General features: G+C 39.1%; 20 protein-coding genes and 1 pseudogene. 15 read left to right on the top strand and 6 right to left on the bottom strand.

All coding sequences use genetic code 11. From position 1 onward, the window contains the following. Positions 1 to 3 precede the first annotated feature (3 nt). From infC to AAC388_RS15260, 3 genes are all read left to right on the top strand, one after another. On the top strand, positions 4 to 555 hold the full coding sequence (gene infC / locus AAC388_RS15270; RefSeq protein ID WP_075383312.1) for a translation initiation factor IF-3: 552 nt from the start codon (positions 4 to 6) through the stop codon (positions 553 to 555). A 229-nt stretch (positions 556 to 784) separates the two neighbouring features. Continuing rightward, entirely contained in the window at positions 785 to 1405 is a 621-nt protein-coding gene (locus AAC388_RS15265) for a glutathione S-transferase N-terminal domain-containing protein (RefSeq protein ID WP_002117212.1), read from the top strand. 53 nt (positions 1406 to 1458) lie between these two features. After that, positions 1459 to 1887: a YqaA family protein gene (locus AAC388_RS15260; protein WP_199113614.1), complete on the top strand. Its 429-nt coding sequence runs from the start codon at positions 1459 to 1461 to the stop codon at positions 1885 to 1887. A 40-nt stretch (positions 1888 to 1927) separates the two neighbouring features. Here AAC388_RS15260 and nreB read toward each other — a convergent pair whose 3' ends face one another. Next, positions 1928 to 3178, bottom strand: a complete 1251-nt coding sequence (nreB, locus tag AAC388_RS15255) for a nickel resistance MFS transporter NreB (protein ID WP_078220182.1) — start codon at positions 3176 to 3178, stop codon at positions 1928 to 1930. Positions 3179 to 3216: 38 nt separating this feature from the next. On the opposite strand from nreB, the pseudogene AAC388_RS15250 reads away from it, so the two are divergent. The 3 genes and pseudogenes from AAC388_RS15250 to rplT all read left to right on the top strand — a co-directional run bounded on the left by AAC388_RS15250 (position 3217) and on the right by rplT (position 3983). Then, positions 3217 to 3406 (top strand): annotated as a pseudogene (locus AAC388_RS15250) (hypothetical protein). Between the two features lie 11 nt (positions 3407 to 3417). Then, on the top strand, positions 3418 to 3612 hold the full coding sequence (gene rpmI / locus AAC388_RS15245; RefSeq protein ID WP_002054552.1) for a 50S ribosomal protein L35: 195 nt from the start codon (positions 3418 to 3420) through the stop codon (positions 3610 to 3612). A gap of 11 nt (positions 3613 to 3623) precedes the next feature. Next, positions 3624 to 3983: a 50S ribosomal protein L20 gene (gene rplT / locus AAC388_RS15240; RefSeq protein ID WP_000124858.1), complete on the top strand. Its 360-nt coding sequence runs from the start codon at positions 3624 to 3626 to the stop codon at positions 3981 to 3983. Between the two features lie 52 nt (positions 3984 to 4035). Here rplT and AAC388_RS15235 read toward each other — a convergent pair whose 3' ends face one another. After that, the gene (locus AAC388_RS15235) at positions 4036 to 5028 is read right to left on the bottom strand and encodes a hypothetical protein (RefSeq protein WP_199113797.1); all 993 of its coding nucleotides are present in this window, start codon (positions 5026 to 5028) and stop codon (positions 4036 to 4038) included. Between the two features lie 158 nt (positions 5029 to 5186). Between AAC388_RS15235 and pheS the strand changes: the two genes are divergently transcribed. From pheS to AAC388_RS15220, 3 genes are read left to right on the top strand one after another with little or no spacing between them, the layout of a single operon-like run. Continuing rightward, positions 5187 to 6167 (top strand): phenylalanine--tRNA ligase subunit alpha, encoded by a 981-nt coding sequence (pheS, locus tag AAC388_RS15230; RefSeq protein WP_005066295.1) that lies wholly within the window; start codon positions 5187 to 5189, stop codon positions 6165 to 6167. Between the two features lie 32 nt (positions 6168 to 6199). Then, a complete protein-coding gene (gene pheT, locus AAC388_RS15225; protein ID WP_199113612.1) occupies positions 6200 to 8581 on the top strand; it encodes a phenylalanine--tRNA ligase subunit beta in 2382 nt (793 codons plus the stop codon). Continuing rightward, positions 8578 to 8874, top strand: coding sequence for an integration host factor subunit alpha (locus tag AAC388_RS15220; protein ID WP_000126166.1), 297 nt, complete (start codon positions 8578 to 8580; stop codon positions 8872 to 8874). The genes pheT and AAC388_RS15220 overlap by 4 nt, the downstream gene beginning before the upstream one ends. Positions 8875 to 9021: 147 nt before the next feature. Here AAC388_RS15220 and AAC388_RS15215 read toward each other — a convergent pair whose 3' ends face one another. Next, on the bottom strand, positions 9022 to 9270 hold the full coding sequence (locus AAC388_RS15215; protein ID WP_068565051.1) for a hypothetical protein: 249 nt from the start codon (positions 9268 to 9270) through the stop codon (positions 9022 to 9024). 94 nt (positions 9271 to 9364) lie between these two features. Here AAC388_RS15215 and AAC388_RS15210 point away from each other — a divergent pair, with 94 nt between their 5' ends. Next, complete coding sequence (locus tag AAC388_RS15210) at positions 9365 to 9490, top strand: hypothetical protein (RefSeq protein ID WP_002117184.1); 126 nt, start codon at positions 9365 to 9367, stop codon at positions 9488 to 9490. Positions 9491 to 9680: 190 nt separating this feature from the next. Here the strand turns inward: AAC388_RS15210 and rho are convergent, their stop codons facing one another. Together rho and trxA are read right to left on the bottom strand one after the other, a co-directional pair. Then, positions 9681 to 10949, bottom strand: a complete 1269-nt coding sequence (gene rho, locus AAC388_RS15205; RefSeq protein WP_002117304.1) for a transcription termination factor Rho — start codon at positions 10947 to 10949, stop codon at positions 9681 to 9683. 322 nt (positions 10950 to 11271) lie between these two features. Beyond that, complete coding sequence (gene trxA, locus AAC388_RS15200; RefSeq protein ID WP_002054512.1) at positions 11272 to 11598, bottom strand: thioredoxin; 327 nt, start codon at positions 11596 to 11598, stop codon at positions 11272 to 11274. 275 nt (positions 11599 to 11873) lie between these two features. Here trxA and ppx point away from each other — a divergent pair, with 275 nt between their 5' ends. The 5 genes from ppx to AAC388_RS15175 are packed head-to-tail and all read left to right on the top strand — an operon-like array spanning position 11874 to position 16973. Then, a complete protein-coding gene (gene ppx / locus AAC388_RS15195) occupies positions 11874 to 13394 on the top strand; it encodes an exopolyphosphatase (protein ID WP_019767962.1) in 1521 nt (506 codons plus the stop codon). A gap of 18 nt (positions 13395 to 13412) precedes the next feature. Then, positions 13413 to 14234 (top strand): acetyl-CoA carboxylase carboxyltransferase subunit alpha, encoded by an 822-nt coding sequence (locus AAC388_RS15190; RefSeq protein ID WP_005066304.1) that lies wholly within the window; start codon positions 13413 to 13415, stop codon positions 14232 to 14234. Beyond that, entirely contained in the window at positions 14171 to 15571 is a 1401-nt protein-coding gene (gene tilS / locus AAC388_RS15185) for a tRNA lysidine(34) synthetase TilS (protein ID WP_342370880.1), read from the top strand. Before AAC388_RS15190 ends, tilS begins: the two co-directional genes overlap by 64 nt. Continuing rightward, on the top strand, positions 15546 to 16382 hold the full coding sequence (proC, locus tag AAC388_RS15180; protein ID WP_005804294.1) for a pyrroline-5-carboxylate reductase: 837 nt from the start codon (positions 15546 to 15548) through the stop codon (positions 16380 to 16382). Before tilS ends, proC begins: the two co-directional genes overlap by 26 nt. Before the next feature lie 21 nt (positions 16383 to 16403). After that, positions 16404 to 16973, top strand: a complete 570-nt coding sequence (locus tag AAC388_RS15175; protein WP_000501183.1) for a YggT family protein — start codon at positions 16404 to 16406, stop codon at positions 16971 to 16973. A 52-nt stretch (positions 16974 to 17025) separates the two neighbouring features. Here AAC388_RS15175 and polA read toward each other — a convergent pair whose 3' ends face one another. Further along, positions 17026 to 19797, bottom strand: a complete 2772-nt coding sequence (polA, locus tag AAC388_RS15170; protein ID WP_342370879.1) for a DNA polymerase I — start codon at positions 19795 to 19797, stop codon at positions 17026 to 17028. Positions 19798 to 19842: the final 45 nt, after the last annotated feature.

The raw sequence follows: 19842 nt of genomic DNA, 5'->3' as shown, positions 1-19842 counted from the left end.
AAGATTAAACAGCCTGACCGTAACCAACAACAAGGTGCAAAAAGCAACCGTCCAGCAATTAACGACGAGATCCGTGCAAAAGAAGTACGCCTCGTTGGTGCTGACGGTGAGCAAAAAGGAATTGTTTCATTAAATGAAGCACTGCGCGCTGCTGAAGAGGCAGATCTTGACCTAGTTGAGATCGTTGCAAACGCCGAGCCGCCTGTTTGTAAAATTATGGATTACAACAAGCACTTGTTTGACCTTAAGCAGAAGCAAAAAGATGCGAAGAAAAAACAGCATCAAGTGCAAGTGAAGGAAATCAAACTGCGCCCTGCAACTGACGTTGGTGATTATCAAGTTAAGCTTCGTGCTATTTTGAAATTCCTTGAAGAAGGAAACAAAGTGAAAATCACTTTACGTTTCCGTGGTCGTGAAATGGCTCACCAACAACTTGGCTTAGCTCAATTACAAAAGATTGAAGCTGATGTTGCTGAGTTTGGGGTTGTGGAACAAGCACCTAAAATGGAAGGCCGTCAAATGGGTATGTTACTTGGACCTAAAAAGAAAAAGTAATACTCAAAAAAAGCACTGCAAAAGCAGTGCTTTTTTATATCCTTATCATAATAAAAAAAGATGATTTAATTTTCTCTGTTCAGTTTTATTTAAGACAATTGCTATATCTTTTAAAAGAAATTCAATTCTTGAATTTTATGTATTTTTTAGTGTTGGAAATCTCATCGTCCCTCTTAAAACATGCTATAACGCAAGACGCAGTCATGATAACGATGAATAGGAAAATAGAATGATTGATCTATATTATTGGGGAACTCCCAATGGACATAAAATCACAATTGCCTTAGAAGAAATGGGACTGGACTACACTCTTTACCCAATCAATATTTTAGAAAATGATCAATTTCAACCAGACTTTCTGAGAATTTCTCCAAATAATAAAATTCCGGCGATTGTTGACCAAGATGGACCTCGTGGTGAGCCAATTTCAATATTTGAATCAGGCGCTATTTTGCAATATTTAGGGCGTAAAACTGGATTATTTTATCCAACTGATGAGCAAGAGCGAGTTGAAGTTGAACAATGGCTCATGTGGCAAATGGGTGGGCTAGGGCCTATGCTAGGGCAGAACCATCATTTTAACCGTTTTGCACCAGAAAAAATTCCATATGCTATAGACCGCTATGTAAATGAGACTAAGCGCTTATATGGTGTGCTGAATAAGCAGCTCATTGGCCAGAAGTTTGTTGCAGGTGAATACTCGATTGCTGATATGGCAATTTTACCTTGGATTTTGCGCTATGAATGGCAAGGTATTCAGTTAGAGGATTATCCTTATGTACAAGAATATATTGTTCGCTTGACGGCACGTCCTGCGGTACAAAAAGCACTATCAATTAAAGTCATCTAACTTTTATTGGTAGCGTAATGAATAAAGTGAAAGGTGATTTGGTCTAATTTAATATGCTAAGTTACTTTTTACTTTTTTTGAGCGCGTTTGGGGCTGCTACATTATTACCGTTACAATCAGAAGCTGTACTCGCCACCTTATTATTAAAAAAAGAATATTCTGCTTTCCTTCTAATTTCTATCGCCACTTTTGGAAATGTACTGGGCTCGTGTGTGAATTGGTGGCTTGGTTTAAAAATAGAGCAGTTTAAACACAAAAAGTGGTTCCCAGTTTCTGAAAAACGTTTAGAACAAGCTCAGCGTTTTTATCATAAATATGGGTTTTATTCGCTGCTTCTAAGTTGGACCCCTGTGATTGGTGACCCAATTACTTTAGTTGCAGGTTTATTCAAAGAAAATTTTTGGCGCTTTTTAATTGTAGTTTTGATTGCTAAAGCAGGACGCTATATTTTTATTTATTGGGTGATTACAGATTTTATTTAAAATAAAAGCATCCGAAGATGCTTTTATTAAAATGGTTTAATTAGTCTTCTGAGCTTTTTGTAATATCGACTTTAAATAGGTCATTGGTTTTTAGCCAACAAAAGGTGACCACTGCAAGTGTCATACAACCACCAAAAATAGTCGCTGCAATCGTTCCTAAATATTTGGCTGCTAAACCTGACTCAAATGCACCAAGCTCATTACTTGATGAAACGAACATGCCATTTACGGCAGCAACACGACCACGCATATTTTCTGGCGGAAAAATTTGCAAAATGGTTTGTCTAACCACAACTGAAATACTGTCACAAGCGCCCGTCATAGCCAGCGCAAATAGTGATAACCACATGTTATTTGAGAAAGCGAAAAGAATTGTGAAAACACCAAATCCTGCAACAGCAAGTAGCATGTTACGCCATGCATGCTGAGTTGTTGGAAAGCGAGTCAAAGCAATCATAGTGACGAGTGCTCCAATAGATGGCGCCGCACGCAAATATCCCAGTCCTTCTGGACCGACTTTTAAGATATCTTCTGCAAAAATTGGTAATAATGCGATGACTCCACCAAATAAAACAGAAGCTAAATCAAGAGAAATTGCCCAAAGAACAATTTTAGTTTTCCAGATAAAACGGAAACCATCTCCTAAACTTTCTAAAACATTAGCAGTTTCAATTTTAGGAAAAGTACGCTTATGCAATAGGTTAATTAAGATGAAACAAATACCAAGTAAAACCGCAACACTAAAGAGACTTGCTTCTCGGCCTAAATAGGCAAGCATGAAACCACCAAGCATTGGCCCGATAATTACACCACTTTGCCAACCGATTGTCGTCCATGTTGCACCATTTGCATACAGTTCGCGAGGAATCAAAAATGGTTTTAAAGACGTTGCAGAGGGATTGTAAAAACCACGAATTGTACCTAAGCCAAAAATAACAGCATAAATACCCCATGAAAGGAAATTTACGCTGATATGACCTAAACCATGCAGATGGAACAGTGACCACAGCACTAAAGGAAGAGGAACCGAGAAAAATAAACAGATCTTCATAATAATCTGTTTATTAAATCTATCTGCAAAATAGCCACCCCAAAGAGAAAGAGCAATAAAAGGGATGGCTTCTGCGAGTCCAATTAAACCTAGAGTCAGAGGGTCTTTGGTGATTTGATAGAGTGAGTAGGCAACAATAATTTCTTGAATCAGAATCGCTAAAGTTAAGCAAAATTGATTAATCGTAACAATTGAGAAATCTCTGTAGCGTAAGGCAGCAAATGCATCATGTTTCTGCATTAGGAATATCGTATGTTGATAATTTGATCGTATTATAAATGGAAAAAAGCACAGGTGCTTTATTTATTGTTGATATTGCTGACACTGTGAAAGGTGAAAAAGTCTTTCTTTGCACTCATAAAAACAGTAACTAATAGTTTTAATTTTGCTCAGGTTGCTATAAAATACGCGCTTCCTTACCTGCAGGTCGATTTTGCAATGGTGCAATCGCGCCGAACAGGTGCCTAAAAGAGGTTACTATGGCTAAGTTAAAAACTCGCCGTGGTGCAGCTAAACGCTTCAAAGCGACTGCAAACGGTTTTAAGCGTAAACAAGCGTTCAAGCGCCACATCTTGACCAAAAAATCTGCTAAACGTATCCGTCAATTACGCGGCTGTGTAATGGTTCATGTTTCTGACATGAATTCAGTTCGTCGTATGTGCCCATACATCTAAGGAGATTATAAATGGCTCGTGTAAAACGTGGTGTAGTGGCTCATCGTCGTCACAAAAAAATTCTTGCTCGCGCTAAAGGTTACTACGGTGCTCGTTCACGCGTTTACCGCGTAGCGTTCCAAGCGGTAATCAAAGCTGGTCAATACGCTTACCGTGACCGCCGTCAAAAGAAACGTCAATTCCGTGCTCTATGGATTGCGCGTATCAATGCTGGTGCTCGTCAAAACGGTTTGTCTTACAGCCGTATGATCGATGGCTTGAAAAAAGCTCAAGTGATCATCGACCGTCGCGTATTAGCTGACATCGCTATGCATGATGCAGTAGCATTTGCTGCTTTAGCTGAAAAAGCTAAAGGCGCATTAGCTGCATAAGCTTAGAGATTCAAAGAAAGACCGCTTTTTAGCGGTCTTTTTTATTATTTATCTAAAGGCCAAAATAATAAGCCAGAGCACAAATAATAATGGTTAGAATAATCAGCTTAATAACGCCTGAACCAGTGCCTTTATGATGTTGAGATTTCAAATGTTGAGGATTTTCATTTGATTGCTCGAATGGCGAGGCTTTAACTACAGGTACCATCTGAGCTGTCTGATAATGGTTGGCAACTTTCACAATAAGCTTGGCAAACAAATCATCAGTTTTTTGTGTAAAGTTTCTTAAATTAATGAGTTGCTCTTGGTCTAGTTCTTCTCCTAAAGGATCATTTGCAAGGCGTTTCTTTTGTTCTAAATAATTGGCTAATGCTTGTGTACGAGATAAAAGTTGATGAGCGTAATCTGCGGGATAATTCTCTGGAATTAATGCAAGTTTTGGCTCTAAGCTTTTAATATTTGTACCATCAAAAAGAGCATTTTGAAGTTCTGGCTCCTCAAAGCCTGTCGCATACTTGCTACGGAATAATTCACTATCCATAAAGTCAGCTATTTCTTGCCATGGCGGATTTTTTAAATCAGCTTCAATTTTTTTTGATAATTTTTCATTTAATTCAAAACGCCAGAAAGTTTCTAAACGAAGCTCACAGGTTTGTGAGGCAGGGGCTTCAAACTCATTATCATTGTTATACCATTCGGCAAGCTCATGGCCAAAAATCCAAGCAAATTTCTTATCATTTTGATGACTCACAATAAAATGAGTATAAGGTAAGAGCTCGACATTGCTATTTGGATTTTGTTCTTCATTGAGAAGGCTTGATAAATGTAAGCTGAGCTTTGAGGTACCTTGTTTTTTTAATGCTTCTAGCCAAACTTGGAAGTGTTGGGCCAACAAATGTTGAGAAGTTAAGTCACGAAACTGAAAACTATGATGGTCGAAAATATGATGTTGTCGCCATTGGTTAAAGCTTAAATTCTGACGGAGGTATTCATTACCATATGTCACAAGCGTAAGTTGTTGTTTCCAAATCTGATTAAGCGCCATAATAGTTGATCTCATTGACGATGCTACTATCTTATACGTTTTATCTTTTTGTTGCCTAATACATTTTTCATGATGGATAAACTTCATCAATTCGATGAAAAACTGTTAGAATGCAGTGTTTTATTATATTTTTTAAATTTGTTGCTTTGAGAGTTAATATGTCACTGGAAGCCCTGACCACAGAAGCGCTTGCTGCCATTGCAGCAGCTCAAGACCTTGTTGCACTTGATCAGGTGCGTGTGCAATTTACAGGGAAAAAAAGCCAGCTTGCAGAACAATCGAAAGCATTAGGGAAAATGGACCCTGAAGAACGTAAAGTACAAGGTGCTGCGATTCATGCTGTTCGAGAAACAATTAATACTGCATTAACAGAGCGTCAAACGGCACTACAACAGGCAGCACTTGCGCAAAAGCTAGCAAGTGAAACGATTGATATTACACTGCCGGGCCGTGGTCAACGTATTGGTACAGTTCATCCTGTTACTCAAGTACAAGAGCGAATTTGTCAGTTCTTCACTAAAGCTGGTTTTACAGTTGCAACCGGTCCAGAAGTTGAAGATGACTATCACAATTTCGAAGCATTAAATATTCCTGGTCACCATCCAGCACGTGCTATGCACGATACTTTCTACTTTGATGCTACTCACCTACTACGTACGCATACCTCTGGGGTACAGATTCGTACAATGGAGACGAGTGAGCCGCCAATTCGTATCGTATGTCCTGGCCGTGTTTACCGTTGTGATTCGGATCAAACGCATTCGCCAATGTTCCATCAGATCGAAGGCTTATATGTTGCTGAGAACACCAGCTTTGCTGAATTAAAAGGTTTATTGATTAACCTACTGAATGAATTTTTTGAGAAAGATTTAAAAGTACGTTTCCGCCCATCATATTTCCCATTTACAGAGCCTAGTGCAGAAGTAGATATCATGGATGAGCGTGGACGTTGGTTAGAAGTATTAGGCTGTGGCATGGTACATCCAAATGTATTGCGTGCTGCGGGTATTGATCCTGATAAATACAAAGGCTTTGCTTTTGGTTTAGGGGTAGAGCGTTTTGCAATGTTGCGTTATGGCATTAATGATTTGCGTATGTTCTATCAAAATGATGTGCGTTTCTTACGCCAATTTGCCTAACAGTTTTTCAGGATTAAAAAAGGTTTATAAAGATGAAGATTAGTGAAAATTGGTTACGCACATGGGTTAACCCGGCAATTGATAGTGAGACATTGTCTGATCAGTTAACTATGCTTGGTCTTGAAGTTGATGAACTTGCACCTGTTGCTAAGCCATTTACTGGCGTCGTGGTCGGCGAAGTTTTAACAGTTGAGCAGCATCCAGATGCAGATCGTTTGCGTGTAACGACAGTTAATATTGGTTCGGGCGAGCCTTTACAAATTGTTTGTGGGGCACCGAATGTTCGTGCTGGCATGAAAGCTCCAGTTGCGACGATTGGTGCTGTATTACCGGGTGATTTCAAAATCAAAAAAGGTAAACTTCGTGGAGTTGAGTCACAAGGCATGCTTTGTGGTGCTTCTGAAATTGATCTTGAAGATAAAATCGATGGTTTGCTTGAGTTACCTACCGATGCTCCAGTAGGGGTAAACATCCGTGAATACTTAAAACTCGATGATAATGTCATCGATATCAGTATTACACCAAACCGTGGTGACTGTTTCAGTATCCGTGGTATCGCTCGTGAGATTGCAGTAATTAACCAACTGCAAATGAATGAACTTGATATTAAATCAGTTGATGCGACAATTGCTGATGAGAAGAAAGTAGTGATCAGCACTGAAGGTGCTCCACGCTACTTAGGACGTGTAATTAAAAACGTTAATGTAAAAGCTGCTACACCTGAGTGGATGGAACAGGCTTTAGCTCGTTCAGGAATTCGCACGCACAGTATTTTGGTTGATGTGACGAACTATGTCCTTATGGAACTGGGTCAGCCAATGCATGCTTTCGATTTAGCTAAAATCGAAGGAACTGTACATGTGCGTCAAGCTCAGCCACAAGAAAAACTACAACTTCTTAATGATCAAGAAGTTGAGTTGCAAGAAGATATAATGGTGATTGCTGATGACCAGAAAGCTTTGGCAATTGCCGGAATTATGGGTGGTTTAGCATCAAGCGTAACTGATGACACAACTGACATTTTCCTAGAAAGTGCATTCTTCGCGCCACTTGCTATTGCTGGACGTGCTCGCCGTTTTGGCTTGCATACCGATTCTTCGCAACGTTATGAACGTGGTGTAGATTTTGAGTTGCCGTTAATTGCCATGAACCGTGCTTCGCAGCTTATTCAAGAGTTGGCAGGTGGTGAATTTGGTCCAATTACTGTGGCTGAAAAAACTGAAATTTTACCAAAGCGTGAAGCAATTGAACTGAAACAAGCTCAGGTAGACCAATTGTTGGGATATCAATTGACGGCTGATTTCATTGCAGATGCTTTAACTCGACTAGGGTGTGAAGTAACTGTTAAAGCTGAAGGTGAGTGGAATGTAGTACCTCCATCACATCGCTATGACATGGCTATTTATCAAGACTTAATTGAAGAAGTGGCACGTATTGATGGTTATGATAATATCCAAATTAGCTTACCAAGCATGGATGTTCAATTAGCTAAATATCAAGACCGATTTGAAATTGCAGAGTTACGCCAAACTATCGTCACTTTAGGTTATCAAGAAGCAATTAGTTTTAGCTTTGCTGATGCAAAACTTGAAAAGCAATTGAACCCGCAAGTAAACCCGTTAATGCTAGCAAATCCAATTTCAAGTGATTTGGCTGCGATGCGTAGTACTTTGCTTTCAAGTTTAATCCCTTGCGTACAATATAATCTCAACCGTCAACAAAGTCGTGTTCGTTTCTTTGAATTAGGACTTCGTTTTGATTATCAAAATGCTAAAAGTATTGAAGATCTAAAACAGATTCCAACTTTAGCTTTGGTTGCAGTAGGTTCACAACAACCTGAATCTTGGCATGTTAAGCCTCAGCCAATGGATTTCTTCGACTTCAAAGGAGAAATTGAAGAGATTTTAGCTGCTGGTCGTGTCAAAGTTGAATATGTACGTTCAGAGCGTGCATGGTTGCATCCAGGGCAGTCTGCTGAAATTTTAGTTGATGGGCAATCAATTGGTTACTTAGGCCGTCTGCATCCATCTTTAGAAAATGAGCTAGATTTAAGCACAACTTGGGTTGCTGAACTTAATCAAACAGCCGTTTTGCAATCTTATGTATCTAATTTTACAGAATTATCACGTTTTCCTTCGATTAGACGTGATATTGCGCTTTTAATCTCTGATAATATAAATGTTAGAGATATTCAGCAGTTAATCGAAAAAACTGGTGGAGAGCTTTTAGACTCTACATGGTTATTCGATGTGTATACGGGGCAGGGTGTCGAAGAAGGTAAGCGCTCATTGGCGTTTGCATTGTTATGGCAACATCCTTCACGTACGCTTGAAGATGCTGAAATTAAATCTGGTATGGACAATATAATCCAAGTGTTGGAAAACACTTATCAAGCGACATTGAGGGCCTCATGACAGCATTAACTAAAGCAGACATGGCTGATCATTTAAGTGAGTTAACCAGCTTAAATCGCCGTGAAGCAAAACAAATGGTCGAGTTGTTCTTCGACGAGATTAGCCAAGCGCTTATTGCAGGGGAGCAGGTTAAGCTTTCTGGTTTTGGTAATTTCGAGTTAAGAGATAAACGCGAACGTCCAGGACGTAACCCTAAGACAGGTGAAGAAATTCCAATTTCAGCACGTAGGGTAGTGACCTTCAGAGCGGGTCAGAAGTTTAGACAACGCGTTGGAAATGAGCAGATCGATTGATCTGCTTTTTTTTACTTATAATTTTAAATAAACCTAGAATAAATTTTGCTTATTATTAGAAAAGTATGCTTAGTCATTCATATATAAAATTTAGGTATAAAAAAAGAGGACAAAATGTCCTCTTTTTTATCTAATCTAAAATATAGATTAGTGTGCAGCAGAAGCAGCAGCTTCAGAAGCAGCAGGTGCAGAAGCAGCAGCAGCAGAAGCTTCAGATGCAGCAGCATCAACAGCTTGAGAAGCAGCAGTAGAAGCTTCAGAAGCAGCAGCAGTAGCTTCAGAAGCAGCAGCTACAGCTTCAGAAGCAGCAGCAGGAGCTTCTTCTTTCTTAGAACAACCAACGAAAGCTAAAGTAGCAGCAACAGCAGCAGCAACAGCGAATTTTTTGAATAACATGGCATCACTCTCACAAAAAAGATTTGAGATTAAAAAAACCTAAGTTGGACTGTTTTGCTTTTATTATTCCTAAAACGTAGCTAGGTAACAACGCATGGAGCAGTCTAACTGGTCTGCCGCTATGCTATCACTGCAAATGCTGAAATACTACTGTCGTCTATCAAAAAAACGTATGAAAAAGAGAAAAACAGACTGTTTTTTAACAGAAAAAAACAATTAATCAGCTCGTATATATTGGAAAAGGTAGAGGTAAGCTACTAAAAAGACTAAGCTTTTTTAAGCAAAAATATTTATTATCAAAAGCTTATAAATAATTTTACATAAAAATAAGCAAAATGTATTTTTGTGTAAAGCTTGTCAACCAAATAAAAAGCCACTCAAAAGAGTGGCTTTTTTGAAGGCTTAATTAGTTAAGTTGAAGCTTTACGTTTCATTTGATCAAAGAAATCATCATTTGTTTTGGTTTCTTTCATGCGGTCAAGTAAGAATTCCATTGCTGCCAACTCATCCATAGGGTGAAGTAGCTTACGGAGGATCCATACTTTACGTAATTTATCTTCATCCATTAAACGCTCTTCACGACGTGTGCCAGATTTTTTGATATTCATAGCAGGGAAGACACGTTTTTCAGCAATACGGCGATCAAGCGTAATCTCTTGGTTACCTGTACCTTTGAATTCTTCATAAATTACGTCATCCATTTTACTGCCTGTTTCAATCAAAGCAGTAGAGATGATCGTAAGTGAACCACCTTCTTCGATATTACGCGCAGCACCGAAGAAACGTTTAGGGCGCTCTAATGCATGAGCGTCTACACCACCAGTTAACACTTTGCCTGATGACGGGATTACTGTGTTGTAAGCACGTGCAAGGCGAGTAATAGAGTCAAGAAGAATCACAACATCTTTTTTATGTTCAACAAGACGTTTAGCTTTTTCAATTACCATTTCTGCAACTTGTACATGGCGAGCTGGTGCTTCATCAAATGTTGACGCAATAACTTCACCGCGAACAGTACGCTCCATTTCGGTTACTTCTTCTGGACGTTCGTCAATTAATAGAACGATCAAGAATACTTCTGGATTGTTTCTAACAATCGATTGAGCAATATTTTGAAGTAACATTGTTTTACCCGCTTTCGGCGGTGCAACAATAATAGAACGTTGGCCTTTACCAATTGGCGCAACTAAATCAACGACACGAGCAGTTAAGTCTTCTGTCGTACCATTACCTAATTCCATAACCAATTGTTCGGTCGGGAAAAGGGGAGTTAAGTTTTCAAATAAAATTTTATTTCGAGAATTTTCTGGCGTGTCATAGTTAATCTGGTTAACTTTGAGCAACGCAAAATAACGCTCACCTTCTTTTGGAGGGCGAATAGTACCTGTGATGGTATCACCTGTACGCAAGTTAAAGCGTCGGATCTGTGAAGGACTCACATAAATATCATCCGGACCTGCTAAATACGAACCTGCGGCAGAACGCAAAAAACCAAAACCATCAGAGAGAATTTCGAGAACGCCGTCACCAAAAATTTCTTCGCCATTCATCGCATGGCGTTTCAAAATGGCAAAAATAATATCTTGCTTTCTGTTACGAGCCATACCTTCCAGGCCCATAAATTCAGCAATTTTAATTAGTTCGCCGATTGGTTTTTTCTTGAGTTCAGTTAAATTCATAAGGGTCAGAATTAGGAAAGAGTAGAGTGTGGTTTAAAAAGGAGAAAAATCGCTCGCATACAAAAAAGATTATCGCAATTGTATTTACACAATAACAATTCAGAAGTCTGATTAATTGTTTCGAAGAGAAATGTGAAAAAACAATTTCTGTTGCCGAGTGGCGATCTTTATGTTTGTGTCTTGTAAGAAGCCGGACGAAGATGATTCCCTTCAGTGCCTCTTGAGCATGCAATATAAGCCAGCCTAGCAAATTTGTCAATTTATAGGCGAAAAAAATACGCTATAAAAAAGTATAGCGTATTTTCTTTTTTAGCATTTTGACTTAAACGTTTTCATCAATAAAGCTAACAAGTTTAGAGCGAGGTACAGCACCAATTTGTTGAGCTACAACTTCACCATTTTTGAAAAGTAGTAAAGCAGGAATGTTACGGATGTTGTATTTCACTGCTGTATCTTCGCAAGAAGTCACATCAACTTTAACAATTTTTACTTTACCAGCATATTCACTTGATAGGTCTTCAAGAACAGGTGCGATCGCTTTACAAGGTGCACACCATCCTGCCCAGAAGTCAACAAGTACAGGGGTTTCAGCATCTAAAACATCTGCTTGGAAGTTATCATCAGTTGTATTTACAATAGTCGCAGACATGGTACGGCTCCAATTTTTAGAAAAAAGTGCTATTACAGGAGAAATTATCTCTATCAGTATTACATAGCTACTTAGTTCAATGTAAGGGTTTGATGCTATTATTCAAGGCTTAACTAAATTTGTCTAATGGATGCTCACGATATTCATCATCGACTTGTACAATCAACTAATAAATAGAAAAATTTAAATCACAGCTAATTGTTGATGAAAATGGCTTTTCAATTGCATTCTTGTGAATTACTCTAGGCGTGAATTGTTATGGGTTTAGTTCAATAATGTCTGATTTTCTGATTGATGAAGAATTACTTGCCGCCATAGATATGGGGTCGAACAGTTTTCACCTTGCAATTGCACGGGTAGATCATGGCGAAGTTAAAAAAGTTGCTTCGATGTCAGAAAAAGTACAGCTTGCAGCTGGTTTAGATGAGAATAAAAACCTAACAGAAGCTGCTCAGCAACGAGGCTTAGCCTGCTTGGCTCGTTTTGTTGGAAGATTAAGTTCTGTTCAACCAAATCGTTTAAGAATTGTGGCGACCAATGCCTTGCGTCAGGCAAAAAATGGTCATGAATTTATCCAAAAAGCAGCAGAAATTTTGCCTAAACCTATTGAAATCATTGCTGGGCGAGAAGAAGCGCGTCTGATTTATCTTGGCGTATCGCATACTATGGCAAATGGTGGTCGACGTTTAGTTGTAGATATTGGTGGTGGTTCTACTGAGTTCATTATTGGTGAAGAGTTTGAACCTATTTACACTGAGTCATTGCAAATGGGATGCGTGGCTTATACAAAAGCCTACTTTGCCGATGGCGAAATCACACAAAAAGCCTTTGATAAAGCAGTTGTTGCTGCCCGTAAAGAACTTTCAGCTATTGCAACAACGTATAAAATGGAAGGTTGGGATACTGTCGTTGGTTCTAGTGGAACTATTAAAGCTTGCCGCCAAATTATGGTAAATATGGGCTTGAGTGATGAACAAGAAAACGTTACTCGAGAAGGCTTATATAAACTCAAAGATAAATTACTTAAGTTTAAAAATATTTCTGAAATTGATTTTGAAGGGTTAAGAGAAGACCGACGAGCAGTTTTGCCAGCCGGATTGGCAATTTTGTACGCAGTTTTTGAGGTTTTAGAAATTGATCGTTTGGCATATTCTGATGGTGCATTACGTGAAGGAGTCATGTATGACCTATTAGGTCGTTTTAAACATGAAGATATCCGTGATCGTAGTGTACAGGCCTTAATGGGGCGTTATAACGCAGATCCAAAACAAGCAGAACGGGTTGTAAATACAGCACAGCAATTATTTGATGGTGTTGCGGAATCTCTTAATTTAACGAGTGAAGACAGTGACTTACTGCGTCGAGCTGCCTATTTGCATGAAATTGGTTTAGCAATTAGTCATGGTGGTTATCACCGTCATGGTGCTTATTTATTGCAGCATTCTGATATTCCAGGCTTCTCACAAATTGATCAAAATCACCTTTCACATTTAGTCGCTCACCACCGTCGTAAATTGCGAAATGATATAAAAAATGAAATTTTGAAGGCTGGTGGTAATAAGTTACTTTATCTATGTTTATTACTTCGCCTAGCAGTTTTACTCAACCATAGTCGAAGTGATCAGATGCTTCCTGCCATTGAACTGACCATCATAAATGATCAACAATGGCAACTTAGTGTTTCTGGTGATGCCAAACAATGGCCATTGTTAGTTGCCGACTTGCATGATGAGCAAGAGCAGTTTAAGCATTGGGACATTGAATTGAATATTCAGTCGGAAAAATTTATCGATTAAAGGGATAATATTCGACCTATGAAAAAAGCTACTCAGTCCAAAGCGTGGACAACGGTTCAAATTGCACGTCATCCTGATCGTCCGCAGTTTCTAGATTATGTCGGTGAAATCTTTACAGAGTTTGATGCCTTGCATGGTGATCGTTTGTTTGGTGACGATGGTGCGATGGTAGGTGGTCTTGCTCGTTTTGATGGTCAACCTGTGATGGTTATTGGCCAACACCGTGGTCGTAGTACCCGTGAAAAATTAAAGCACAACTTCGGTATGGCTAACCCAGAAGGTTACCGTAAATCTCAACGCCTATTAGATATGGCTGAGCGCTTTAACCTTCCGGTCTTCACATTTATTGATACTATGGGTGCTTATCCAGGTGTTGGTGCTGAAGAGCGTGGACAAGCTGAAGCAATTGCAACTAGCCTGGCTCAACTTTCAAGTTTGAAAGTTCCTGTTGTTGCAACAGTACTCGGTGAGGGCGGTTCTGGTGGTGCTCTAGGTATTGGTGTTGCTGACCGAGTAATTATGTTGTCGCATAGTATTTATTCAGTGATTTCACCAGAAGGCTGTGCATCTATTTTGTGGAAAACTGCTGAAAAAGCGGCTCAAGCAAGTGAAGCTTTAGGTTTGACAGCAGATAAATTACAATCTCTAGGTATTGTTGAATATGTAGTAGATGAAGGCGAAGGTGCTCATTTAGACCCTGAGCAAGTCATGCAAAACCTAAAAGTAGTTTTGAAGCAAGCTTTGGATGAGTTGCTACCAATGGATGCAAATGAACGATGCGAAGCACGTTATCAACGTTTAATGAAGTTTGGCAGCGAAAATTTAGGCATCGCGTCTTAAAACAGGCTCAAGAGTTTTCAGAAAATAGTACTTTTCTTATTGGATGTAGTGGCGGCATGGATTCAATGCTGCTACTACATTTGATGTCTCAAATTTTCCCTCATAAGATCCGAATAATTTATATAGATCATCAACTGCAATCAAAAAGTGCGGAGTGGGGCGAACTCGTTGCTAAACAAGCGACTCGTTTAAATATTCCTTATACTATTCAAAAAGTTCAAGTTACTGACGGTAATTTGGAAGCTCAAGCACGTCAGGCACGTTATCACGCTTATCTACAACATTTACAAACCAACGAAATTTTAGCGCTTGCTCATCACCAGCAAGATCAAGCTGAAACAGTAATATTACGTTTATTGTCGGGGGCGGGTGTTGATGGGCTTGCTGCTATGCAGTGTATTGATCATCGTGTAGATATGACAATTTGGCGCCCTTTTTTAGATTTAACCCGTGAGCAGATTGCCGAGTGGACTACTCAACTTGAAATTGAGTATATAGATGATCCTACAAATTACGATATCCATTATGATCGGGCGTGGTCGCGTGAAGAACTTTGGCCCTTCTTACAAAACCGTTTTCCAAAAATGCAGCAAGCACTTAGTCGTACCAGCTATCTGATGCAAGATGCTTCTGAAATTTTAGAAGAAGTTTTAAAAGTTGATTTGCAAAATTGTGGTACGGACGAATGTTTGGACTTAAATCAGCTATTAAAACTATCTTCTGCCCGTCAGCGTCAATTGCTTTCGGTTTGGATGAAAGGTGATGGGCAATATCGACCTGCATTTGAAATGGTTGAGCGTTTAAAAAATGAAGTAATTGATTCAAAATCTGATGCACAAGCGGCATTACACTGGAACCAGTTTTATTATGTTCGTTATCAACATCATCTTTATAGATTGAGTAAGCAAGTTTTTCTTGTTGAAAAATTAAATCCAGTTGAAACCGAGATAGAGCATTATTTTCAACTAGGGGAAATAGTGCACTGTGCTTCAGGACAATTTCAAATTACTCAAAAAAATATGGGTTTGTCTGCATCTTTATTAAATAAAAAATTAAAAATTATTCGACGCCAAGGTGGTGAAAAGGTCCATTTATATGGTCGTGTTGGGCAATGGCCATTAAAAAAAGCAATTCAAGAAGCACATATTTTGCCTTGGCTTCGTCATACAATTCAAATATTAGTCATAGATAATGTTATGCTTGGGGTTTTTACACCGAAAGGATTTTGGTTGGCTCAGTCTCCGTATTGTGAGCAAGGAGGATGGCAACCAGATTTAATTTCTTATTCTTGTAATCTGGTAAATGGCGAAGATGGTTATGACAAGTGCAGTAAATAGTAATATCTGTTTTATTGGTGGTGGTAATATGGCCCAAGCTTTGATTGGTGGGCTCATTTCAAGAGGTTTACCGCCAACACGTATTACCGTTTCAGATCCTGTTGAGCAAATACGTCAATTATTGCAAGAAAAAGAAGTCCATGTGACACAAGATAATGTAGCTGCAATTAAAAATGCTGATGTCGTTGTACTGGCAGTAAAACCACAAGTTTTGGCGACTGTTTTACGTCCTTTAAAAGGACTGTTATCAGATAAATTGGTTATTTCAATTATTGCTGGTGCTGAAATCCAAACGATATCAAACTTAATTGATAGCAATCGAATTGTTCGAGTTATGCCAAATACGCCAGCTCTAGTTCAGACGGGTGCACATGGTATCTATGCAAATGATGTAGTAGGTACTTCGGATCGTGAATTAACAAGTCAGATTTTAGCAGCCACAGGCTTAACAATTTGGGTAAACTCCGAAGCTCAAATTGATGCGGTAACAGCGGTTTCTGGCTCAGGTCCTGCATATTTCTTCTATCTCATGGAAAGTATGATCCGTGCGGGTAAAAATTTAGGACTTGATGAAAAAGTTGCAACTGCGTTGACTCTTCAAACGGCATTAGGTGCAGCTCAAATGGCAATTACGAGTTCAAACACTCCTTCTGAACTTCGTAAGAATGTGACATCGCCAAATGGCACAACTCAAGCTGCACTTGAAGTTTTTGACCGTGCACAAATCTCCCAAAATATTCAATCTGCATTGGCTGCTGCACAGAAGCGTAGTCAAGAATTGGCTCAAGAATTGAGTGACAGTGCGAAATAGCTTAAATAGGATAAGACAACTATGGGTGCAAATTCTGCGCTAATTTTTGGAATTTTAATTAATGTCGCGATTTTATTGGTCTTTTTCCGTTTTTTAATGCAATTGGCGGCAGTAAGTCCTTATAATCCTGTGGTTTTATCGACCGTTAAGGCGACTAAAATTGTTGATATTTTTGGCCGAATTTTTCCGACGGTCGCAAAAGGCCGATTTAATTTGGCTGCGTTGGTTCTTTTAATTATTTTATATTTGCTGAAAATTTTTGGCGTGATGTATCTTTCTGGTTCTATGCCAAATAGTCCGGTTCACTTAGTGATTCTGACATTTGTGACTATGATTCAGGACTTAATTCGTTTCTGCCGTTATTTAATTTTCGCGACAATTATTTTGAGTTGGGTGGTTATGTTCACTCAATCGCGTTCACCTTATATTGAAGTGATTCAAGATTTAGCTGAACCATTACTCGCACCATTCCGTCGTTTATTGCCTAATATGGGAATGATTGACTTATCTCCAATTTTGGCGTTTTTGGCGCTTTATATTGCCGAGATCTTAATGAATGAAGTTGCAAAAGTTCTTTTAACAGGACTTTAAGTTAACGCAATAAAAAGGGCTGTTAATACAGCCCTTTTTTTATTTCTACTAATTAATGGGCATCATCCCAGTTTTGCCCTTGCCCAACTTCAACAACTAAAGGCACAGAAATTTTTACTACAGATTCCATGACAGTCGCGATTTGCTTAGAGAGCTCCTCGGCAATGTTTTGATCTGCTTCAAATACTAATTCATCGTGTACTTGAAGTAGTAGTTTGGCTTGATCTTTTGGCAAGATTTTATCGACTTCAATCATTGCGAGTTTAATGATATCAGCAGCACTACCTTGCAAAGGCGCATTAATTGCGGCACGTTCAGCAGCCTTACGTACCATTACATTTCGTGCATCAATATCTGGTGTATAAAGACGACGACCTAAAATAGTTTCAACAAAACCTTGTTCCGATGCTACTTGGCGGGTACGTTGCATGTATTCGTAAATGCCAGGATAGCGCTGGAAGTATTGTTTGATATAGTTCTGTGATTCTTGACGTGTGAAACCTAACTGACGAATTAAACCAAACTCAGACATACCATACAGTAGACCAAAGTTAACTGCTTTCGCTTGACGACGTTGATCATTGGTCACATCTTCGATATCAATGCCTAATACTTCTGCAGCAGTACGACGGTGAACGTCTTGTCCATGCTGGAACGCATGTACTAAAGCATCATCTTGAGAAAAATGAGCCATTAAACGTAATTCAATTTGCGAGTAATCGGCAGCCAATAATACTCGACCTTCTGGCGCAATGAATGCTTTACGAATTTGGCGCCCAATTTGTCTACGAATTGGAATATTTTGTAAGTTAGGATCTGAAGAGGAGAGGCGACCTGTTGCTGTAAGTGCTTGGTGATAACTTGTATGTACACGATGCGTGTCGTTATGAGATTGCTCAACTAGACGATCAGTATAGGTACTTTTTAGCTTTGCTAAACCGCGATGCTCTAGAATAATTTCCGCTAAAGGATGTTCAATTTTTTCTAAAACACTTTCACTGGTGCTGTATTGTCCAGTTGCAGTTTTTTTACCGCCTTTGATTCCTAATTTATCAAATAGGATTTCACCTACTTGTTTAGGAGATGCAATATTAAAAGTTTTATCTGCAATTTCCATCGCTTGATTTTCAAGCCCTTCCATCGTTTTTGCAAATTCAACGCTTAATTTATCTAAGAAGGCATGATCTAAACGAATTCCATCTTCTTCCATACCCGATAAAATACGGGCAACTGGCATTTCGATGTTATATAAAATATTTTCTAGCTCAGGAAATGGCTTAAGTTTGTTTGAAAGCACTTCATACAAACGATAGGTCACATGAGCATCTTCTGCAGCATAGTGAGCAGCAACTTCAATCTCAATTTGATTGAAAGTCTTTTGTTTAGCACCCTTACCAGCAATTTGTTCAAAAGTGGTGGTTAAGTGGCTTAAGTAGACACGAGCTACGTCATCCATGCCGTGACGAGTGGCCGCTGCATTCAATACATAAGATGCAAGCATGCTATCGAAATACCAGCCTTTAAGTTCTATGCCATGATTGGCAAAGATGTGGGCATCATATTTAAGGTGATGCCCAATTTTTTTAACTGCTTCATTTTCTAGCACAGGCTTAATTTGAACCAGAATTTGATCACGATCTAGTTGCTGCGGCGCATTTTCATAATTATGCGCTAATGGAACATAGTAGGCATCTTTCGCATCAAATGCGATTGAAAAACCAACCATCTCTGCAATACGGTAATCAAGGCTTGTAGTTTCTGTATCAATAGCAAAATGATCGGCATTTTGCATGCGTTGCCAGAGCTGATCCCATGCTTCTTGGGTTAAAACAGTGTGATAATTTGCAGTTCCAAGCTGGTCATCTTGACTGGTTAAGCTTGCTTGATCTTCAGTTTCTATAGATTCAGCAGGTTTAACTTCATTTTGAACAATAGTCTGTGAAGCTTGTTGTTTATAGCTTGAGCTATTTGGATTGTTTGGATGATCAAGCGACTGTAATTGGTTTCTAAACTCAAGCTCAGTATAAAGATTACGTAGAGCCTCTACATTTGGATCAGTAAGCTTTAACTCATGCCAATCGAGTTCTAAAGGAAGATCACAGACGATACTAGCTAACTGGTGGTCAAGCTTAATATTGTCTAAGTTATCTTTAATATTTTGGCTAAGTTTGCCTTTAAGTTGGTCTGCATTGGCAATAATATTGTCTAAAGTGCCATATTCAGTTAGTAACTTAGCTGCTGTTTTTGCACCTACGCCCGGCACACCCATGATGCCATCAGACGCATCGCCCATAAGGGTTAAGTAATCGATAATTTGATTTGGCCAAACACCAAATTTTTCAAATACCCCGTCGGTATCCATTACGCGGTCTTTAAAGCTATCTTCAAGTTTTACATGATCATTGACGAGCTGAGCCATGTCTTTATCTCCAGTTGAGATAAGTACATGATGGCCTTCGAGTACGGCGCGTTTAGCGAGTGTACCGATAATATCATCTGCCTCTGCACCCGGAAGACTATATAAAGGAATCCCTTGAGCTTTAATCAATGCATGCAAATATGGAATCTGTTGAGATAACTCTTCCGGCATGGTTGGGCGATCACCTTTATAAATAGGTGAAAGCTTGTGACGAAAAGTTGGTTCAGGCGTATCAAAAATGACGGCCATATGTGTCGGTTGCATACGGCGCATTAATTTTTGAATGGCAGAAATTGCCCCACGTATTGCATTGGTATGTAACCCTGTAGAGGTCGTCAATGGTGGTAATGCATGATATGCACGAAATAAAAAATAGGACCCATCAACCAAGACAAATGGTGGCATTGAACAATTCCTTAATCTGAATTACAGGTATTTTACGTGAAAACG

Source organism: Acinetobacter sp. D009 (assembly GCF_038562025.1).
In the GTDB taxonomy this organism is placed as follows: domain Bacteria; phylum Pseudomonadota; class Gammaproteobacteria; order Pseudomonadales; family Moraxellaceae; genus Acinetobacter; species Acinetobacter pittii.
Note: the sequence above shows the minus strand (reverse complement) of the source record. Positions and strands in the feature narration are given on the sequence as shown.